This is a genomic window from Marinobacter sp. E2, from assembly GCF_055755345.1.
On the sequence record NZ_CM146911.1, the window covers coordinates 2,883,615 to 2,897,836 of the forward strand.

At 61.6% G+C, this 14,222-nt stretch carries 15 protein-coding genes; 2 read left to right on the forward strand and 13 right to left on the reverse strand.

Annotated elements, in window-relative coordinates:
* Nucleotides 1-67 precede the first annotated feature (67 nt).
* Nucleotides 68-307, reverse strand: coding sequence for a TIGR02647 family protein (locus tag AC0J1C_RS13145; RefSeq protein WP_091987160.1), 240 nt, complete (start codon nucleotides 305-307; stop codon nucleotides 68-70).
* Between the two features lie 53 nt (nucleotides 308-360).
* On the opposite strand from AC0J1C_RS13145, the gene AC0J1C_RS13150 reads away from it, so the two are divergent.
* On the forward strand, nucleotides 361-1,071 hold the full coding sequence (locus AC0J1C_RS13150) for a pseudouridine synthase (protein ID WP_473044256.1): 711 nt from the start codon (nucleotides 361-363) through the stop codon (nucleotides 1,069-1,071).
* A 79-nt stretch (nucleotides 1,072-1,150) separates the two neighbouring features.
* Nucleotides 1,151-2,485 (forward strand): dicarboxylate/amino acid:cation symporter, encoded by a 1,335-nt coding sequence (locus tag AC0J1C_RS13155; RefSeq protein WP_473044257.1) that lies wholly within the window; start codon nucleotides 1,151-1,153, stop codon nucleotides 2,483-2,485.
* Between the two features lie 11 nt (nucleotides 2,486-2,496).
* Here AC0J1C_RS13155 and AC0J1C_RS13160 read toward each other — a convergent pair whose 3' ends face one another.
* The 12 genes from AC0J1C_RS13160 to AC0J1C_RS13215 all read right to left on the reverse strand — a co-directional run bounded on the left by AC0J1C_RS13160 (nucleotide 2,497) and on the right by AC0J1C_RS13215 (nucleotide 14,212).
* A complete protein-coding gene (locus tag AC0J1C_RS13160) occupies nucleotides 2,497-2,979 on the reverse strand; it encodes a sll1863 family stress response protein (protein ID WP_473044258.1) in 483 nt (160 codons plus the stop codon).
* Nucleotides 2,980-3,008: 29 nt separating this feature from the next.
* Nucleotides 3,009-4,310: a putative bifunctional diguanylate cyclase/phosphodiesterase gene (locus AC0J1C_RS13165; protein WP_473044259.1), complete on the reverse strand. Its 1,302-nt coding sequence runs from the start codon at nucleotides 4,308-4,310 to the stop codon at nucleotides 3,009-3,011.
* 107 nt (nucleotides 4,311-4,417) lie between these two features.
* Nucleotides 4,418-5,050: a response regulator gene (locus tag AC0J1C_RS13170; RefSeq protein ID WP_473044260.1), complete on the reverse strand. Its 633-nt coding sequence runs from the start codon at nucleotides 5,048-5,050 to the stop codon at nucleotides 4,418-4,420.
* Entirely contained in the window at nucleotides 5,047-6,822 is a 1,776-nt protein-coding gene (locus AC0J1C_RS13175; RefSeq protein WP_473044261.1) for a PAS domain-containing sensor histidine kinase, read from the reverse strand. The genes AC0J1C_RS13170 and AC0J1C_RS13175 overlap by 4 nt, the downstream gene beginning before the upstream one ends.
* 78 nt (nucleotides 6,823-6,900) lie before the next feature.
* Nucleotides 6,901-7,968, reverse strand: coding sequence for a protein-glutamate methylesterase/protein-glutamine glutaminase (locus AC0J1C_RS13180; RefSeq protein ID WP_473044262.1), 1,068 nt, complete (start codon nucleotides 7,966-7,968; stop codon nucleotides 6,901-6,903).
* Nucleotides 7,965-8,480, reverse strand: coding sequence for a chemotaxis protein CheD (locus AC0J1C_RS13185; RefSeq protein ID WP_473044263.1), 516 nt, complete (start codon nucleotides 8,478-8,480; stop codon nucleotides 7,965-7,967). The genes AC0J1C_RS13180 and AC0J1C_RS13185 overlap by 4 nt, the downstream gene beginning before the upstream one ends.
* Nucleotides 8,477-9,232: a CheR family methyltransferase gene (locus tag AC0J1C_RS13190; RefSeq protein WP_473046551.1), complete on the reverse strand. Its 756-nt coding sequence runs from the start codon at nucleotides 9,230-9,232 to the stop codon at nucleotides 8,477-8,479. The genes AC0J1C_RS13185 and AC0J1C_RS13190 overlap by 4 nt, the downstream gene beginning before the upstream one ends.
* Before the next feature lie 79 nt (nucleotides 9,233-9,311).
* Nucleotides 9,312-9,857, reverse strand: a complete 546-nt coding sequence (locus AC0J1C_RS13195; protein ID WP_375192247.1) for a chemotaxis protein CheW — start codon at nucleotides 9,855-9,857, stop codon at nucleotides 9,312-9,314.
* Nucleotides 9,858-9,869: 12 nt separating this feature from the next.
* Nucleotides 9,870-11,501 (reverse strand): methyl-accepting chemotaxis protein, encoded by a 1,632-nt coding sequence (locus AC0J1C_RS13200; protein ID WP_375192248.1) that lies wholly within the window; start codon nucleotides 11,499-11,501, stop codon nucleotides 9,870-9,872.
* Complete coding sequence (locus tag AC0J1C_RS13205) at nucleotides 11,485-13,560, reverse strand: chemotaxis protein CheA (RefSeq protein WP_473044264.1); 2,076 nt, start codon at nucleotides 13,558-13,560, stop codon at nucleotides 11,485-11,487. Before AC0J1C_RS13205 ends, AC0J1C_RS13200 begins: the two co-directional genes overlap by 17 nt.
* Nucleotides 13,557-13,847: a lipid asymmetry maintenance protein MlaB gene (locus tag AC0J1C_RS13210; protein ID WP_375192250.1), complete on the reverse strand. Its 291-nt coding sequence runs from the start codon at nucleotides 13,845-13,847 to the stop codon at nucleotides 13,557-13,559. The genes AC0J1C_RS13205 and AC0J1C_RS13210 overlap by 4 nt, the downstream gene beginning before the upstream one ends.
* Nucleotides 13,844-14,212, reverse strand: coding sequence for a response regulator (locus AC0J1C_RS13215; RefSeq protein ID WP_473044265.1), 369 nt, complete (start codon nucleotides 14,210-14,212; stop codon nucleotides 13,844-13,846). Before AC0J1C_RS13215 ends, AC0J1C_RS13210 begins: the two co-directional genes overlap by 4 nt.
* Between the last annotated feature and the right edge of the window lie 10 nt (nucleotides 14,213-14,222).

A 14,222-nucleotide genomic window follows, 5' to 3' on the forward strand; every position in this document is an offset into this window, starting at 1 on the left:
CCTAACGCGGGAGTGCCACCGGGCTCAAAGGTTCTCCGGCTCGTAAACGCTCGGGCTGAAAGCCGTGTCAGGCGCTGCTGAGAATCGACTGGAGCTTCTGGGTCAGTTCCACGGCCTCTGCACCCAGGGGTGTCAGGTAGCCGCCATCTTTCTGGCTGATCAGCCCCTTTGCGTGAAGGCTCTCGGCGGCCCTGACGGTTTCCGGCGCCGCGGTGTGTGCATGCACTTTCAGACCCTCCTGGTTGGAGGTGGAGGGAAACTGGCCCAACAGGTTGAGTTCCGCCAGGTGATCAACAGAAAATGGCATGGCATGTCCTCGTATAATGATCGGCATTTGTTTCAGCATAGACGATTCCTTCCATGAAGCTGTCCCGAATCCTCAGTAATCGCAATGGCATCAGCCGTCAGCAGGCGAATGCCCTGATCGCCGCCGGGCGAGTGACGGTGGACGGCAGCCGCTGTCATGAGGCGGGCCGGGACGTCAGCCGGTTTTCCCGGGTGCTGGTTGATAACGAGCCGTTTCAGACCGGGGAAACCGCGCACTATTTCATGCTCAACAAGCCGGCCGGAATTCTCAGCGCCACCCGAGACCCGGCCCATAGGACAGTCCTGGAGCTGATGGCGCCCGAGCTTCGATCCGGGCTGCACATTGCCGGGCGACTGGACCGTGCCAGCACCGGCTTGCTTATCCTGACCAACGATGGCCTGTGGTCCCGTCGTTTGACGGAACCGGTCGTCAAGCTCCCGAAAGTCTACCGGGTCACCACCCGCGACCCGATCTCTGCCGACACCCACCACCGCTTTGCCGAGGGCATCTGGTTTGCGTACGAAGGCATCACGACTTCGCCCGCCGAAATAGAACCCCTCGGTTCACGGGAAGCCCGCGTGACCATCTACGAGGGCCGCTACCATCAGGTGAAGCGAATGTTCCATGCAGTCGGCAACCAGGTCACTTTCCTGCACAGGGAGCGCATGGGCGCAATCTGCCTGGATAACCGCTTGAAGGAAGGCCATTACAGGCCCCTGACCGCTGAAGAGATTGCCTCGGTGCCCCAGCTGGGCGCTGTATAAATTGACCGGGCTCATTGTCAGCCTCCGGATACTGGGCTTAACTCCCTGAAGCGATAGCAGACCGGATACTGAGGCTGACATGGACAAGGATTCGGGTGCCTCTTACCCTAGACCACTGCGTCATCTGAGCGTCTACCTGTCCGGGCTTGTGCAGGGTCGCCTGTGGCTCAAGGTCCTGATTGGCATGCTGCTGGGCCTGGTGGTTGGCACCCTGCTCGGCCCGTCGGTTGGCCTGGTGGCGCCGGCCACCGGCACTCTCATCGGCAATTGGCTGGCGTTCCCGGGGCAGCTTTTTCTCGCCACCATCCAGATGATCGTGATTCCCCTGGTGATTGCCTCGGTGGTGCGCGGCCTGGCGGCCAGCGAGGATTTGTCGCAGCTGCGCAAACTCGGCCTTCGGGTAGTCACTTTCTTTGTCATCACCACCGCCATGGCCGCCGCCATCGGACTCTGGGTGGGCGGCCTGATGAATCCGGGCCAGATGATGAAGGGCCTCGCCGTTACCACCGCAGCGGAGCCGGTCACAGCGGCCGCCATGCCCAGTGTCAATGATCTGCCGAAAACCCTGATTGGCCTGCTGCCGGGCAACCCGCTGGATGCCATGGTAGAAGGCCAGATGCTGCAGGTCGTGATCTTCTCGATCATTATCGGCGTTGCCCTCGTCAGCATGGCTCCCGAGAAATCCCGGCCAATGCTGGATCTGCTCGATTCCCTGCAACAGATCTGCATGACGGTCGTTCGCTGGGCCATGCGCCTGGCGCCCTTTGCGGTCTTCGGACTGATGGCGCAACTCACCACCACCATCGGCTTTCGGGCCATGCTCGGGATGGCCTCCTACGTGCTGACGGTGCTGGTGGGCCTGCTGGTGTTGCTGGGTGTCTACCTGGTGATCCTGAAACTGCTGGTGGGCCAGCCACCGCTGAAATTCCTCAAGGAAACCCGCGATGTTTTGTTGCTGGCCTTCTCGACGTCCAGCTCGGCGGCGGTGATGCCCCTTTCCATCCGCACGGCCGAGGACAAGCTCGGGGTACGCCCCTCCATTTCCCAGTTCGTGATTCCCCTGGGCGCCACCATCAATATGAACGGCACCGCACTGTATCAGGCGGTTGCAACCATCTTCCTGGCGCAGGTGTACGGGATTGAACTCGGCACCGGCAGCATGGCCCTGGTGGTGGCCATGGCGGTTGGCGCCTCTATTGGCTCACCGGCAACGCCGGGCGTGGGTATTGTGATTCTGGCGATGGTTCTTCAGACCGTGGGAGTGCCGCCCAGCGGCATTGCCCTGATCATGGGCGTGGACCGGATTCTGGATATGTGCCGCACGTCGATTAACGTGACTGGAGATCTGGTTACCTGCCGGCTGATGGAGAACTGGGCAGGCAAACGCCTGCCAGACGCACCCCCATCAACCTGATTGAGCGGCTGTCAAATGCTGTCTGAACGCTTGTCGGGTTTGCTGTCCAGTTGCTTTTCGGTGGCATTCCAGCGTTCAGACAAGGTTTCCCAGGCGTCGGAAAAGCCCTCGCGGGCGCGCTCCCAGGCCGACGCCGAACTGGCTTTCAGCTCCTCGTACCAGTCCGCCACCCGGGCCCTCTGCTCACGCAGGGATTCCAGGCTTTTCTGGGCCCGCTCCCGGGCCGTGTCGCTCATGTCGTCCCAGTTTTCAGAGAGCTGCTGCTCAAGCTCTCTGATTCGCTTGTCGATGGCGGAAAGCGTCTGATTGATTGACTCCTCGGCCTGCTCTTTCTGGTCGGCGCCGTAGTTTTTCAGGGCCTGGCCAAGGTCTTCGGTTTCCTGCTTCAGCGTCTCCACGCTCGGAGAGCCGGGGTCGGAGGACTCGGCGTGGGCCGATGCCAACAGCAGCGTAAGAAGCGCAAAGAGAATAAGACTTGTGAGGCGGTTAGGCATCGCGCGTTGCTCCCGGACGTTTTCCGCCACTATAGCAACGATGGAGCCTCGTCTGCAGCACCGATACCCGGCATTACCGAGATTTCACCGGCGGGGACAGGACGGCTGAAATAATAGCCCTGCATCCGGGGACAGCCCAGTTGACGCAGCGCTTCCGCCTGCTCCGCCGTCTCGACACCCTCGGCGACAATTTCCTGGCCCAGTTCCGCACCCATGGCCACGATGGCACGAACCAGACCGTCACCAAGGCTGTCACTGGTGATGGCATTGGTGAAGAGCCGGTCGATTTTCAGGGTATCGAAGGTAAAGTGGCGCAGGTAGGCAAGGTTGGAATACCCGGTGCCAAAATCATCCAGTGCCAGCTTCACGCCCGCATTCCGGATGGCCTGCAAGGCACGCCGGCATTCGGCCACGTCGCCCACCAGCATGCTCTCGGTCACCTCGAGCTCCAGCAGCGCAGGGGGCAGTAAGTGCTCCGCCAGAATCGTTGTTACCCGATCAGCAAACCGGGGATCATCCAGCTGGGTGGCACTGATGTTCACCGCCACGCGCAGAGGCTTGCCCTCGGCTCGCCAACGGCGGGCCTGGCGACAGGCGCTGGCCAGTACCCATTCTCCCAGCCGGGGCATCAGCCCCACATGCTCGGCTACCGGTATGAAGCGATCCGGCGGCACCTGACCCAGTGCAGGCGACTGCCACCTCAACAGGGCCTCGACACCGAACACCCTTCCCGAAGCCGCGCACACCTGGGGCTGATAAACCAGGGAAAACTCATCCCGCTCGAGGGCGCCGACCAGGGCGGAGCGAACTTCGGCGTAACCGGCCAGGTGCGCCTGAAGGTCCTGCGAGAAAAAGCGCGCACGTCCTGTCCTGGCATTTCTGAGCGCCAGCTCTGCATTACGCAGCAGGTCGTCTGCACTGCCGGCATCTTCGAACATCAGGCTCACGCCGGCACTGGCATTCACCAGTAACGGCCCAGCGCCGAATTGCATCGGTTCAGAGACGGCGGCCAGCAGGGCCTCGGCACGCTCAACCAGTGCTTCCCGCCCCTGGGCGTGATTCAGGAATACCAGGAAATGGCCACCACCGAGTCGGCCGACGAAGTCATGGTCTTGCAGGGACGCTTCAATCCGCCCCATGACCGTGCTGATAACCCGGTCTCCAATCTCGTAGCCCTGCCAATGGTTAATCTCGGTAAGGTCAGCGATCTTCATAACCATGACCGCGGCGCCATAACCGTTCTGCAATGCCCGCTCGACAGCGGCCGACAGATTCTGCCGAACAGGCAGATTGGTCAGCGGCCCGGTCAGGCTACAACATGAACCCTTCATTGTTATGGGATGATCCTCAATAGCGGCACCAAAACCCAAGGTGCATGATTTTCAAAAGGAAAACGATCGGGAACGTCTGAAACCATGTAGGGATCGCCCTACCCCGGTCATAGAAGATCCTGGGAGAGCGCGTACCGCACGAGATCCGAAATACTGTTGGCGTTCAGCTTTTCCATGAGGCGAGCCTTGTGGGTACTCACAGTCTTGGAGCTGACATGCAGTTTCTCCGCTATGTCGCCCACGTTCATTCCGCGGGCCAGATCCAGAAAAATCTCGTACTCGCGCTTGGTCAGCCTGGCGTGAGGCTCCTCCTCGGGTTTTCCGGTCAGCGCATCCATTGCCAGCCGGTCCGCCAGCTCACGGGTAATGTAAAGCTGACCCCGTGCCACTTTCCTCAGCGCTTCTAGCAGCTCTGAGGGCGGGCGGGTTTTGGTAATAAAGCCCCGGGCGCCGGCCCGAATGGTTCGTGTGGCGTACAGATCCTCCCGATGCATGCTAAGAACCAGAATATTGGTCTCGGGCGACCGCCTGCGAACCCGTTCAATCAGTTCCAGCCCTGAGCAGCCGGGCATGGACATGTCCATCAGAAAGACTTCGGGCTTCCTCTGGGGCATCTGCCTGAGCGCCTCATCGCCATCCGAGGCTTCCCCCACAACTTCCATATCCGGGGCAGACGCCACCAGGGATCGAATACCTTCCCGGACAATGCTGTGATCGTCGGCAATGTAGACGCTAATCATGGTCTTCTCTCTCCAGTTGCCAGCGGCAACTCTACCTGTATTCTCACGCCCTTACCCAGGGCTGACTCGACCGTCAGCTCCCCACCCAGCATGGTTACACGCTCCCGGATACCCAGAAGACCGGAGCCGTGATGGCGGGCGACCGGGTCGAAGCCCACGCCATTGTCACGGATCTCCAGAACCGCCCGTTCCTCGGTCTCGCAATATGAAACCGTTACCCGGGAGGCTCTGGAGTGTCGACTCACATTCGTCATGCCTTCCTGCAGGATGCGATACAGAGCGGTTGCCTGCTCACCCCCGAGCCGACCAGATTCCGTCGATTCCGAGCGCCATGCCACATCCAGGCCATTGCGCTCACCCCATTTCGACAGCAACCACTCTGCCGCCGCCTCAAATCCAAGGTCGTCCAGCATGGGCGGTCGCAGGTTTGCAGAGATTTCGCGGACTTTTTCCACCGCGTCATCCACCGAATCGATAGTGCTTTCCAAACGGCGACGGTGCTCTGAGGACAACTCGTCAATGCCGTCAACGGCAACGGCCAGGTTCAGCTTGAGTGCCGTCAACGTTTGCCCGAGTTCGTCGTGGAGATCCCGGGCGATCCGGCGCCGCTCCTGTTCCAGCAGCCCTTCCTGGGCCCGACTCAACTGTCGCAATTCCTCCTGGGAGTGTTGCAATTCGGCTTCCCGACGCTTGGTCTCGGTAATGTCGCGCTGCACCGCCGCAAAATAGGCTCGACCTTCCGCGCCAGACTTCGGTATGGGCACAATCTCGATTTCGTTCCAGAAAGGCGAGCCATTCTTGCAGTAGTTGACCAGTACTTCCTTGATGGGCTCCCGGCGCTCCAATGCCCTTCGTATCCTGCGCAAGGCGGCCCTGTCTGTGTCGGGCCCCTGGAAGATCCGGGGGGTATTGCCCAGTAATTCATCCGGCCGATACCCGGTCATCCGCTCCACGCCCTCGTTCACGTAAACAATGCGCGGCCCCGGCGGATCCAGCGGATCCACTTCGGTAATGATGATCACATCGTGGATTTGCGACATGCAGGCCTGTAGCAGACGTCGACTTTCCTCCAGGCGGTATCGCTCGGTCTTGTCACGGGCAACACCGAAGACCCCGGTTACCTCATCATCCACCAGAATCGGGATGTAGGTCACCTGCAGTAGCGCGGCCTGGCCGCCACTGCGTTTAACCCGGCAACGGTAGCTGCAGGGAATTCCGCTCAGTGCTGCCTCGAAACATTCCCTGGCCGCCTGCCGGTCCCTCGGATCCACCAGCGTTTCCCAGTGGTAGTCGCAAAGCTGCTGCTCAGGGTAGCCGGTCAACTCTTCGGTGCAGTGATTCATTTCCACAAGCCGGCCCTGCAGATCCATGCTGCAGACCGCAAAAGGATTCTGGGAGAACAGGGAGCGAAAGCGTTGCTCATTGACCGCAATGCGCTCGGAGAGATGGCGATAATCGGTAATGTCCGCGAGCTGGACGAAGCGGGTGCCGTCCGGACAGCGGAACCGGCCAAGAGTCAGGCGGTAGAGACGGTCGCCAATCCGCGCTTCCATCTCGAACTCATCGTCGGCCCCCCTGCCGTCACTGTTCAGAAGTGACTGCAGGTCCGGGCGACCGAGCAGGTCCAGGCAATCAATCAGCAAGGTGCCCGGTTGGAGACAGTCGTCAAGCGCGGCAGCGCTGGGGTTGAGATCGGTTATCCGTCCGTCTGGCGCAATCCTAAGAACGGCTCCAGGCAATGCGGCCATCGGGATCACAACGTGCGGTCCCATGTCCACCTCTGAACGTTCATCGCGTCTGCTTCTTTAATGTAGCATGCCGGCAGGCACATTTCAGGGCCAACACCATGGTCAGGACGCCAGTGAACGTCTGCCGCCGGACCCCATAATGGCCTGCGCCATGTCCGACAGGGGCAGGACTTCGGCGGCGGCGCCCAGCTCGATGGCTTCCCGTGGCATGCCAAACACCACCGAGGTTTGCTGGTCCTGGGCGATGGTATGGGCGCCCGCGTGGCGCATGGCCAGCAGCCCCTGGGCACCGTCGTCGCCCATGCCGGTCATGATGATACCCAGGGCATTGCGGCCTGCGGTATTGGCAACGGAACGGAACAGTACGTCCACCGACGGCTTGTGCCGGTTCACCGGCGGGCCATCGGCCACGCCTACCCGGTAGTGGGCGCCGCTGCGGCGAAGCTGCATATGGCGCCCGCCCGGGGCAATCAGTACCAGACCGGGAATAACCCGATCGCCGTCCACCGCCTCACGCACCTCACAGCGGCAAAGCTGGTTCAGCCTCTGGGCAAAAGCCGCCGTGAACTTCTCCGGCATGTGCTGCACCACGACAATACCCGGGCAGTCCGCCGGCAACCGCGTCAGCACCGCTTCCAGGGCCTGGGTTCCACCGGTGGAGGTACCCAGCGCCACCACCTGATCGGTGGTGCGGGCCATGGCCACCGGTGCTGCCGCCCTGGGCTCGGGTGACGCCACGGGACGCGCGCGGGGCACCGCAGCGAGCTTTGCCCGGGCTGCGGCCTTAAGCACCTGAACCATGTGCGGACCACCGGCCTGGAGGAAATCCCGCAAACCGAGTTTCGGCTTGGTAATGATATCCACGGCGCCGGCGGACAGGGCCTGGAGCGTGGTATCCGCGCCCTTCTCGGTGAGAGTCGAGCAGATCACCACGGGTGTGGGGCGTTCTTTCATCAGCTTGCGAAGAAAGGTGATGCCATCCATCCTGGGCATTTCCACGTCCAGGATGATCACGTCGGGCCAGTCCTTCTGCATTTTCTGCAAGGCAAAGATCGGATCAGGCGCCGCGCCGGCGACCCGGATCCCGGGATCCGACATCAGCAACTGACCCAATACCTGCCGAACCACCGCCGAGTCGTCAACGATGAACACTGACACCGGCGCCGTCATGCCGCACCTCCGGAAGACACCGGGCCAACCGGCTCGGCCCGGCTTTCGCCGCGGCTTACCCAGACATCGCCATCAGCAATATTGAAGAGCAGCCGCCGGTAACCGGTGCCGCCGAGGCTTCGTGCGATTACCGTAACGCCGTGGCGCAGCATCAGGGCCTCGGCGGCCTCGACATTGCGCCTGGCGACCGAGCTGCCATGGGGCCCCACGTCAAACATGCTGGCGCCCCCGAACAGTTTCGCCTCGTAATCGGAAACCGCCGTGCCCTGCTGACGAATTTCGGCAACCAGCAACTGCAGGGCGTCCTCGCCATAACGGGCATTGAGCTCGCCCTCAAGGCTTCGCCCCGGCAGCATGTAATGGCACATGCCGCCGAGCTTCAGCTCCCGGTGCCAGAGTGTTACCGCGACGCAGGACCCCAGAGTGGTATGAATCCGGGTGTCGCGATCCCCGAAGTACCAGTCGCCCGGATGAAGAAAGATATCGATACCCGAACCCAGTTGTGCGGTCATTTTCGCTTCCGGTAAATGGAGGGCGCCACCGCCTCGAGCCCGTTCTGGAACCCGTTGAGGGTCTCCGAGTGGCCGATGAGCAGGTAACCGCCGGGGCGCAAACAGGCCTGCAAGCGGGCCACGATCTGCTGTTTGGTTTCGGTATTGAAATAGATCATCACGTTGCGCAGGAAGATCACATCGAACTCGCCCACATCCGGCAGCCGGGTGTTCAGGTTGATCTGACGGAATTCCACCCGCGACCGCAAAACCGGATCCACCATCAGGGTACCGGCGGCTTCACCGATGCCTTTCAGGCAATGGCGCTTCAGGCATTCCGGCGGTATCCGGTCGGTCCGTGCCAGGGGATAACGACCGGCTCTCGCCTTTTCCAGAACCTGGGTACTGATATCGGAGGCCAGGACTTCCCAGCCACTGGCACCGAGCGTATCCGCCAACACCATGGCCGCAGTGTAGGCTTCCTCGCCGCTGGAACAGGCAGCGCTCCAGAGGCGAAAACGGCCCTGCCGACGTCTTTCGGCCAGAATCCGGTCCCGCAGGAACTCGAAGTGCCGCGGCTCCCGGAAAAAGTAGGTTTCGTTGGTGGTGAGAAGATCGACCGCGGTCTGCTTCTCCGCAGCATTCGCTTTCAGGTAGCGCCAGTACTCGGCATAGCTGCCCAGTTCCAGCGCCTTCAACCGCTTGGAGAGTCGCCCGGCAACCATCGTTCGCTTGCTGGCCGGCATATGAATACCGGCCACGGCAAAGATCATCGCCTGAAACTCCCGGAACTCGGCCTCGCCGAGAACCGGGGCGGCATTCACCGCACCCTTTACGCTCTCAACACGAAGCTCAGTGGTCGGCGACATCTTGGTGGCCATCCGAGATCGCGGCCAGTTCGGCCATTTCACGGGTGTTCAGTGCCTGCTGAACGTCCAGCAGAATCACAAACTGGCCCTGCACCTTGCCCATGCCGGCGATAAAATCGGCCCGGATCCGGGCGCCAAAACTGGGCGCCGGCTCAATGTCGGCCAGCGGAATCTCCAGCACTTCGGACACCGCGTCTACAATCACCCCGATCTCCTGGAGGCTCTCGTCCGCGCTTTCCACCTCGAGAATCACCACGCAGCTGCGGCGGTTGATAGCGCTTTCACCCCGCCCAAACCGGGCCGAGAGGTCGATGACCGGCACCACGCTGCCCCGCAGGTTGATCACACCCCGCACGAACCGGGGCATCATGGGTACGGTGGTCAGGCTGCCGTACTCTATGATTTCCCGGATGTGTAGAATGCCGACGGCAAACATTTCACGACCGATCTGAAAGGTCAGATACTGGTTCTGGTCTCCGGAGGTGTCCGCAATGCGGACCACCTCCTGCTGTCTTTGTACCTGGCTCATGGTCACCTCCGATCAGAAGCGTACGTAAGCAGAGGCGTCAAACTCGTCGTTGTCCTGCACCGGCCGGGACACCTCCCGGGCCTTTTTCGCAGGTACCGCTGGCTTGGCCTGGCGCATGGGTGCCTGGGCACCGTGGCTGTCGTGGGTCCGGAAGAAGGCCATGGCCTGCTGCAGTTGCTCGGCCTGGGACGACATTTCTTCCGAGGTGGCGGCCAGCTCCTCAGAGGCAGAGGCGTTCTGCTGGGTAATCTGGTTCAGCTGTTCCATGGCGCTGTTGATCTGTTCAACGCCCGCAGACTGCTCGCCGGAGGCGGCAGCGATTTCCTGAACCAGATCGGAGGTTTTCTGGATCGACGGCACCATCTCGGTCAGCAGGCGACCGGCACGCTCCGCCAGCTCAACCGAAGAGCCGGCCACTTCACCGATTTCCTGGGCAGCCACCTGGCTGCGCTCGGCGAGCTTGCGAACCTCGGCGGCAACAACCGCGAAGCCCTTGCCATGCTCGCCGGCCCGGGCGGCCTCAATGGCCGCGTTCAGGGCCAACAGGTTGGTCTGGTAGGCAATGTCGTCGATGATCGAGATCTTCTCGGCAATGCTCTTCATGGCGGTAACGGTCTGGCCAACGGCCTCGCCACCTTCCACCGCTTCCCGGGAGGCCTTGCTGGCCATGCCGTCGGTAATGGACGCGTTCTCGGTGTTCTGGCTGATGGAAGCGGTCATCTGCTCCATGGAGGCACTGGTTTCCTCAACGCTGGAAGCCTGCTCGCTCGAAGCCTGGGACAGCGACTGGCTGGTGGCACTGACCTCTTCCGACGCAGACGCCAGGTTGTCGGCACCCGAGCGAACTTCAGAAATCACCTGGGACAGCTTCGCCACCATGCGCTGCATGGTGTCCATCATCTGACCAATCTCGTCACGGCTGCGGGCTTCCACTTTCACGGTCAGATCGCCGTCGGCAATGCTGGTGGCCGCGGCCATGGCCTCACGGATGGCACCGGTGATGCTGCGCGCAATCAGATAAGCCAGACCAAGGCCGAGCAGAATGCTCACGGACAACAGGATAATCACGGCCAGCTGCGCTGCCTCATAGGCTTCGCTCGCCGCATCGCTGGCGGCCCGGCCCATTTCCGCATTCCAGGCCACGTTGCGCTCTATGGCATCGCTGATGCTGTTATAGGCCGCTCTGGATTCCCCCCGGTAATAGGACAGCGCCTCGTCGGTCTTCCCGGCGAGAGAGAGCGACAGCAGCTTCTTGTGTTCGGTCTGGTAACTGTTCCACGCGGACTGATACTGCTCGAACAGCGCCTTTTCCTCGGGCAAGGTCAGAAGCGCCGAAAAAGTGGCCGTGACCGTCTCAAGTCGACCAATGATCCCATCCATCCGCTTTTCATTGCCGGCCATTTCCTCGGCCGTCTGGGAAATAATGTGCTCAAGCTCAAACCGGCGGTAATCGCCAACCAGTGAATCCATGGTCTGGGCGGCATCCACCGACACCATCCAGTTATCCGCCAGTTCGTTGGCGGAATCGTTCATGGTCGACATCTGCATCAGCGCAAACACGCCGGTGACCAGGAACAACACGAGGACAACCCCGAAGGCGCCCATCAGTTTGGTGAAAATTCGAAGATTATTGAACAGGCTCATTGGATTTGATCCCCTGTGTTAGGCCATGTCTTGGTTGGTTTAAACGCATTCCCTGCGCACTCAGCGCTTCCTGCTCCCGATGGCTTATCTGGGAGATCAGGGCCTGCACGTCCAGAATCAGGGCCACCTGGCCGCTCCCCAGAATGGTGGAGCCAGACAACCCTTTGAGATGAGAAAAAATGCCGTTCAGCGGTTTGATCACGGTCTGGTGCTCGCCCAGCAGATCGTCCACGATCAGGCCCGCCTTGCGACCGGCGTGGCGCACCACAATGATGTTCTGTCGCCGGCCTGGTTGGCCCGGCACACAGAACTGATCCCTGAGCCGCACCAGAGGCAGGACCTCCTGCCGCAGGTTGAGGTAGTCCTGGCCAGCACTGAGCGCCTGCTGATCGGCACTCAGCTCCGTGCACTCGACCACCATCTCCAGGGGCACCACGTAAGTGGCTTCGCCTACGCTGGCCAGGAAGCCATCAATGATGGCCAGGGTCAGCGGCAGGCGGATTCGGAAGGTGGTACCGCCGGCAACGCCGGGCGATTCCAGCTCCACCATGCCGCGCAGCGCCTCGATGTTGCGGCGAACCACATCCATGCCCACCCCGCGGCCGGACAGGTTGGTAACCTGCTCCACGGTGGAGAAACCCGGCTCGAAAATCAGGTTGAAAAGTTCGTTGTCAGAGAGCACTGCATCCGGTTTCACCAGATCGCGCTCGATCGCCTTGGCCAGCAACCGGTCACGATTGAGACCGCTGCCGTCATCGCTCACTTCAATCACCACGGCGCCGGACTCGTGGTAGGCATTCAGGTGCACCCGGCCCTGGGCCGACTTGCCCTTACCCAGGCGGACCTCGGGCAACTCGATGCCGTGGTCGCAGGCGTTGCGCACCAGGTGAGTCAGCGGATCGGCGATCTTCTCGACCACTGTCTTGTCCAGCTCGGTATCGGCGCCGGTGATCACCAGCTCAATGTCCTTGCCCAGCTCCGACGACACATCGCGAACCACCCGCTGGAAGCGCTGGAAGGTTTCACCAATGGGCACCATGCGCAGGTCGAGGGAGCTGTCGCGGATTTCCTCCACCAGAAGGTTGAGGTTGGCGGCGGTCTCACGGGAAGCCGCATCGCCGGAGCGCTCCGCATCCAGCGATACCGTCGCACAGGCAATCACCAGCTCTCCCACCAGATTGATCAGGTTGTCCAGCTTGTCCGCCTGGATTCTCAGGTGTTGCACCGATTTCTTCCGCCGGCTCTGCTGTGGGTCGGCGTCTCCGGTGCGCGTGTCAGAAGCCGGTTCCGTTTCGCGCTCGGGTTCCGCAGGTGCCCCTGAGGGAACGGACTCGGGCTCATCATCAGCCTGCGGACGAGAGATCTGCAGCTCGTATAGCTCACCGGCAAATTCGAACACATCCTCGATGTCGCTTAGACCGGCGGCAGTGCGCAGAGCCAGGTCAAAACCCAGGTAACAGGCCTCGGGATCGAAGTCGGACAGTGTCGGCAGCCCCTGTTCCAGAACAGTCACCTGCTCCAGTTGCCCCAGGGTGCCCAGGAATCGGATAAAGCCCAACGGGTCCATACCGTGGCGCAGGGCATCGGCATGGATGCGGATCCGGATCTGCCACAGATCGTCGGCGCCGTCAGACACCGGTGTTTCCTGTGCCGGAGCCGCCGCCCCGGCGACGGAGAGGGACTGGAAGGGTTCAAGCTCCGTCAGCAGGGCCTGCCCCGCGGGCTGCAGTTCTTCGGCCTCGGCCGGTTCGGGCACCTCCACCAGAAGACTGATGTGGTCCCGGCAGCGCAGAAGCAGGTTGGCCAGCTCCCGGCTTAGGGAGATTTCGTGGGCTCTCAGGCGATCGAGAACATTCTCGACCACGTGGGTGAATGCCACCACGTGGTCCAGGCCGAACATGCCCGCAGACCCTTTCACGGTATGCACACAACGAAAGAGGGCATTCTGCAGCTCCGCCTCGCCCGGCCGGGCTTCCAGTTCGAGCAGGATGTTCTCCATGTCAAACAGCAGCTCCCGACTCTCATCAAGGAAGGTTTGCAGCGCCTGTTCCATGTTCATGGCTGTGACTCCAGGTTGGCCAGCTCGAAGACTTCACGAACGGCCTCACTGTGGTTGATGAGCGCAACCCTCTCACTGCCCTGCGATTCCAGGCGCCTTGCCAGCAGGAGGATTTGCAGGCCAGCGGTATCCAGCTCGGTCACCGCTCCCAGATCGACCTGGCGAAGCCCACCAGTGGCGAAGGCCCGGCACAGGTGTTCGGACGCCGAATTGGCCTCGTAGATGGTGAGCTCGCCCCGGAACGACAGGCAGCCGGTAAGGGCGTCAAAATCGGCAACCGCGCTCATGGCCCCACCAGTTTGTTGACGGCCGCCAGCATCTGCTGGGGCTGGAAGGGTTTCACCATCCAGGCCTTGGCGCCGCCAGCCTGACCCTGCATTTTCTTGTCCTCGGCAGACTCGGTGGTGAGCATGATCACGGGTGTGAACTTGTACTCGGGGCGGGCCTTGACCTCACGCAGGAAGGTAAGGCCGTCCATGTTCGGCATGTTCACGTCCGAGATCATCAGGTGCACCCGCTGCCCGTTGAGCTTGCTCAGGGCATCGCGGCCGTCGCAGGCTTCAATCACGTCAAAGCCCGCGCCCTTGAGGGTGAGCGATACCACCTGCCGGATGGACGCCGAGTCATCTACAATCAGAATACTTTTAGCCATACATTTGACC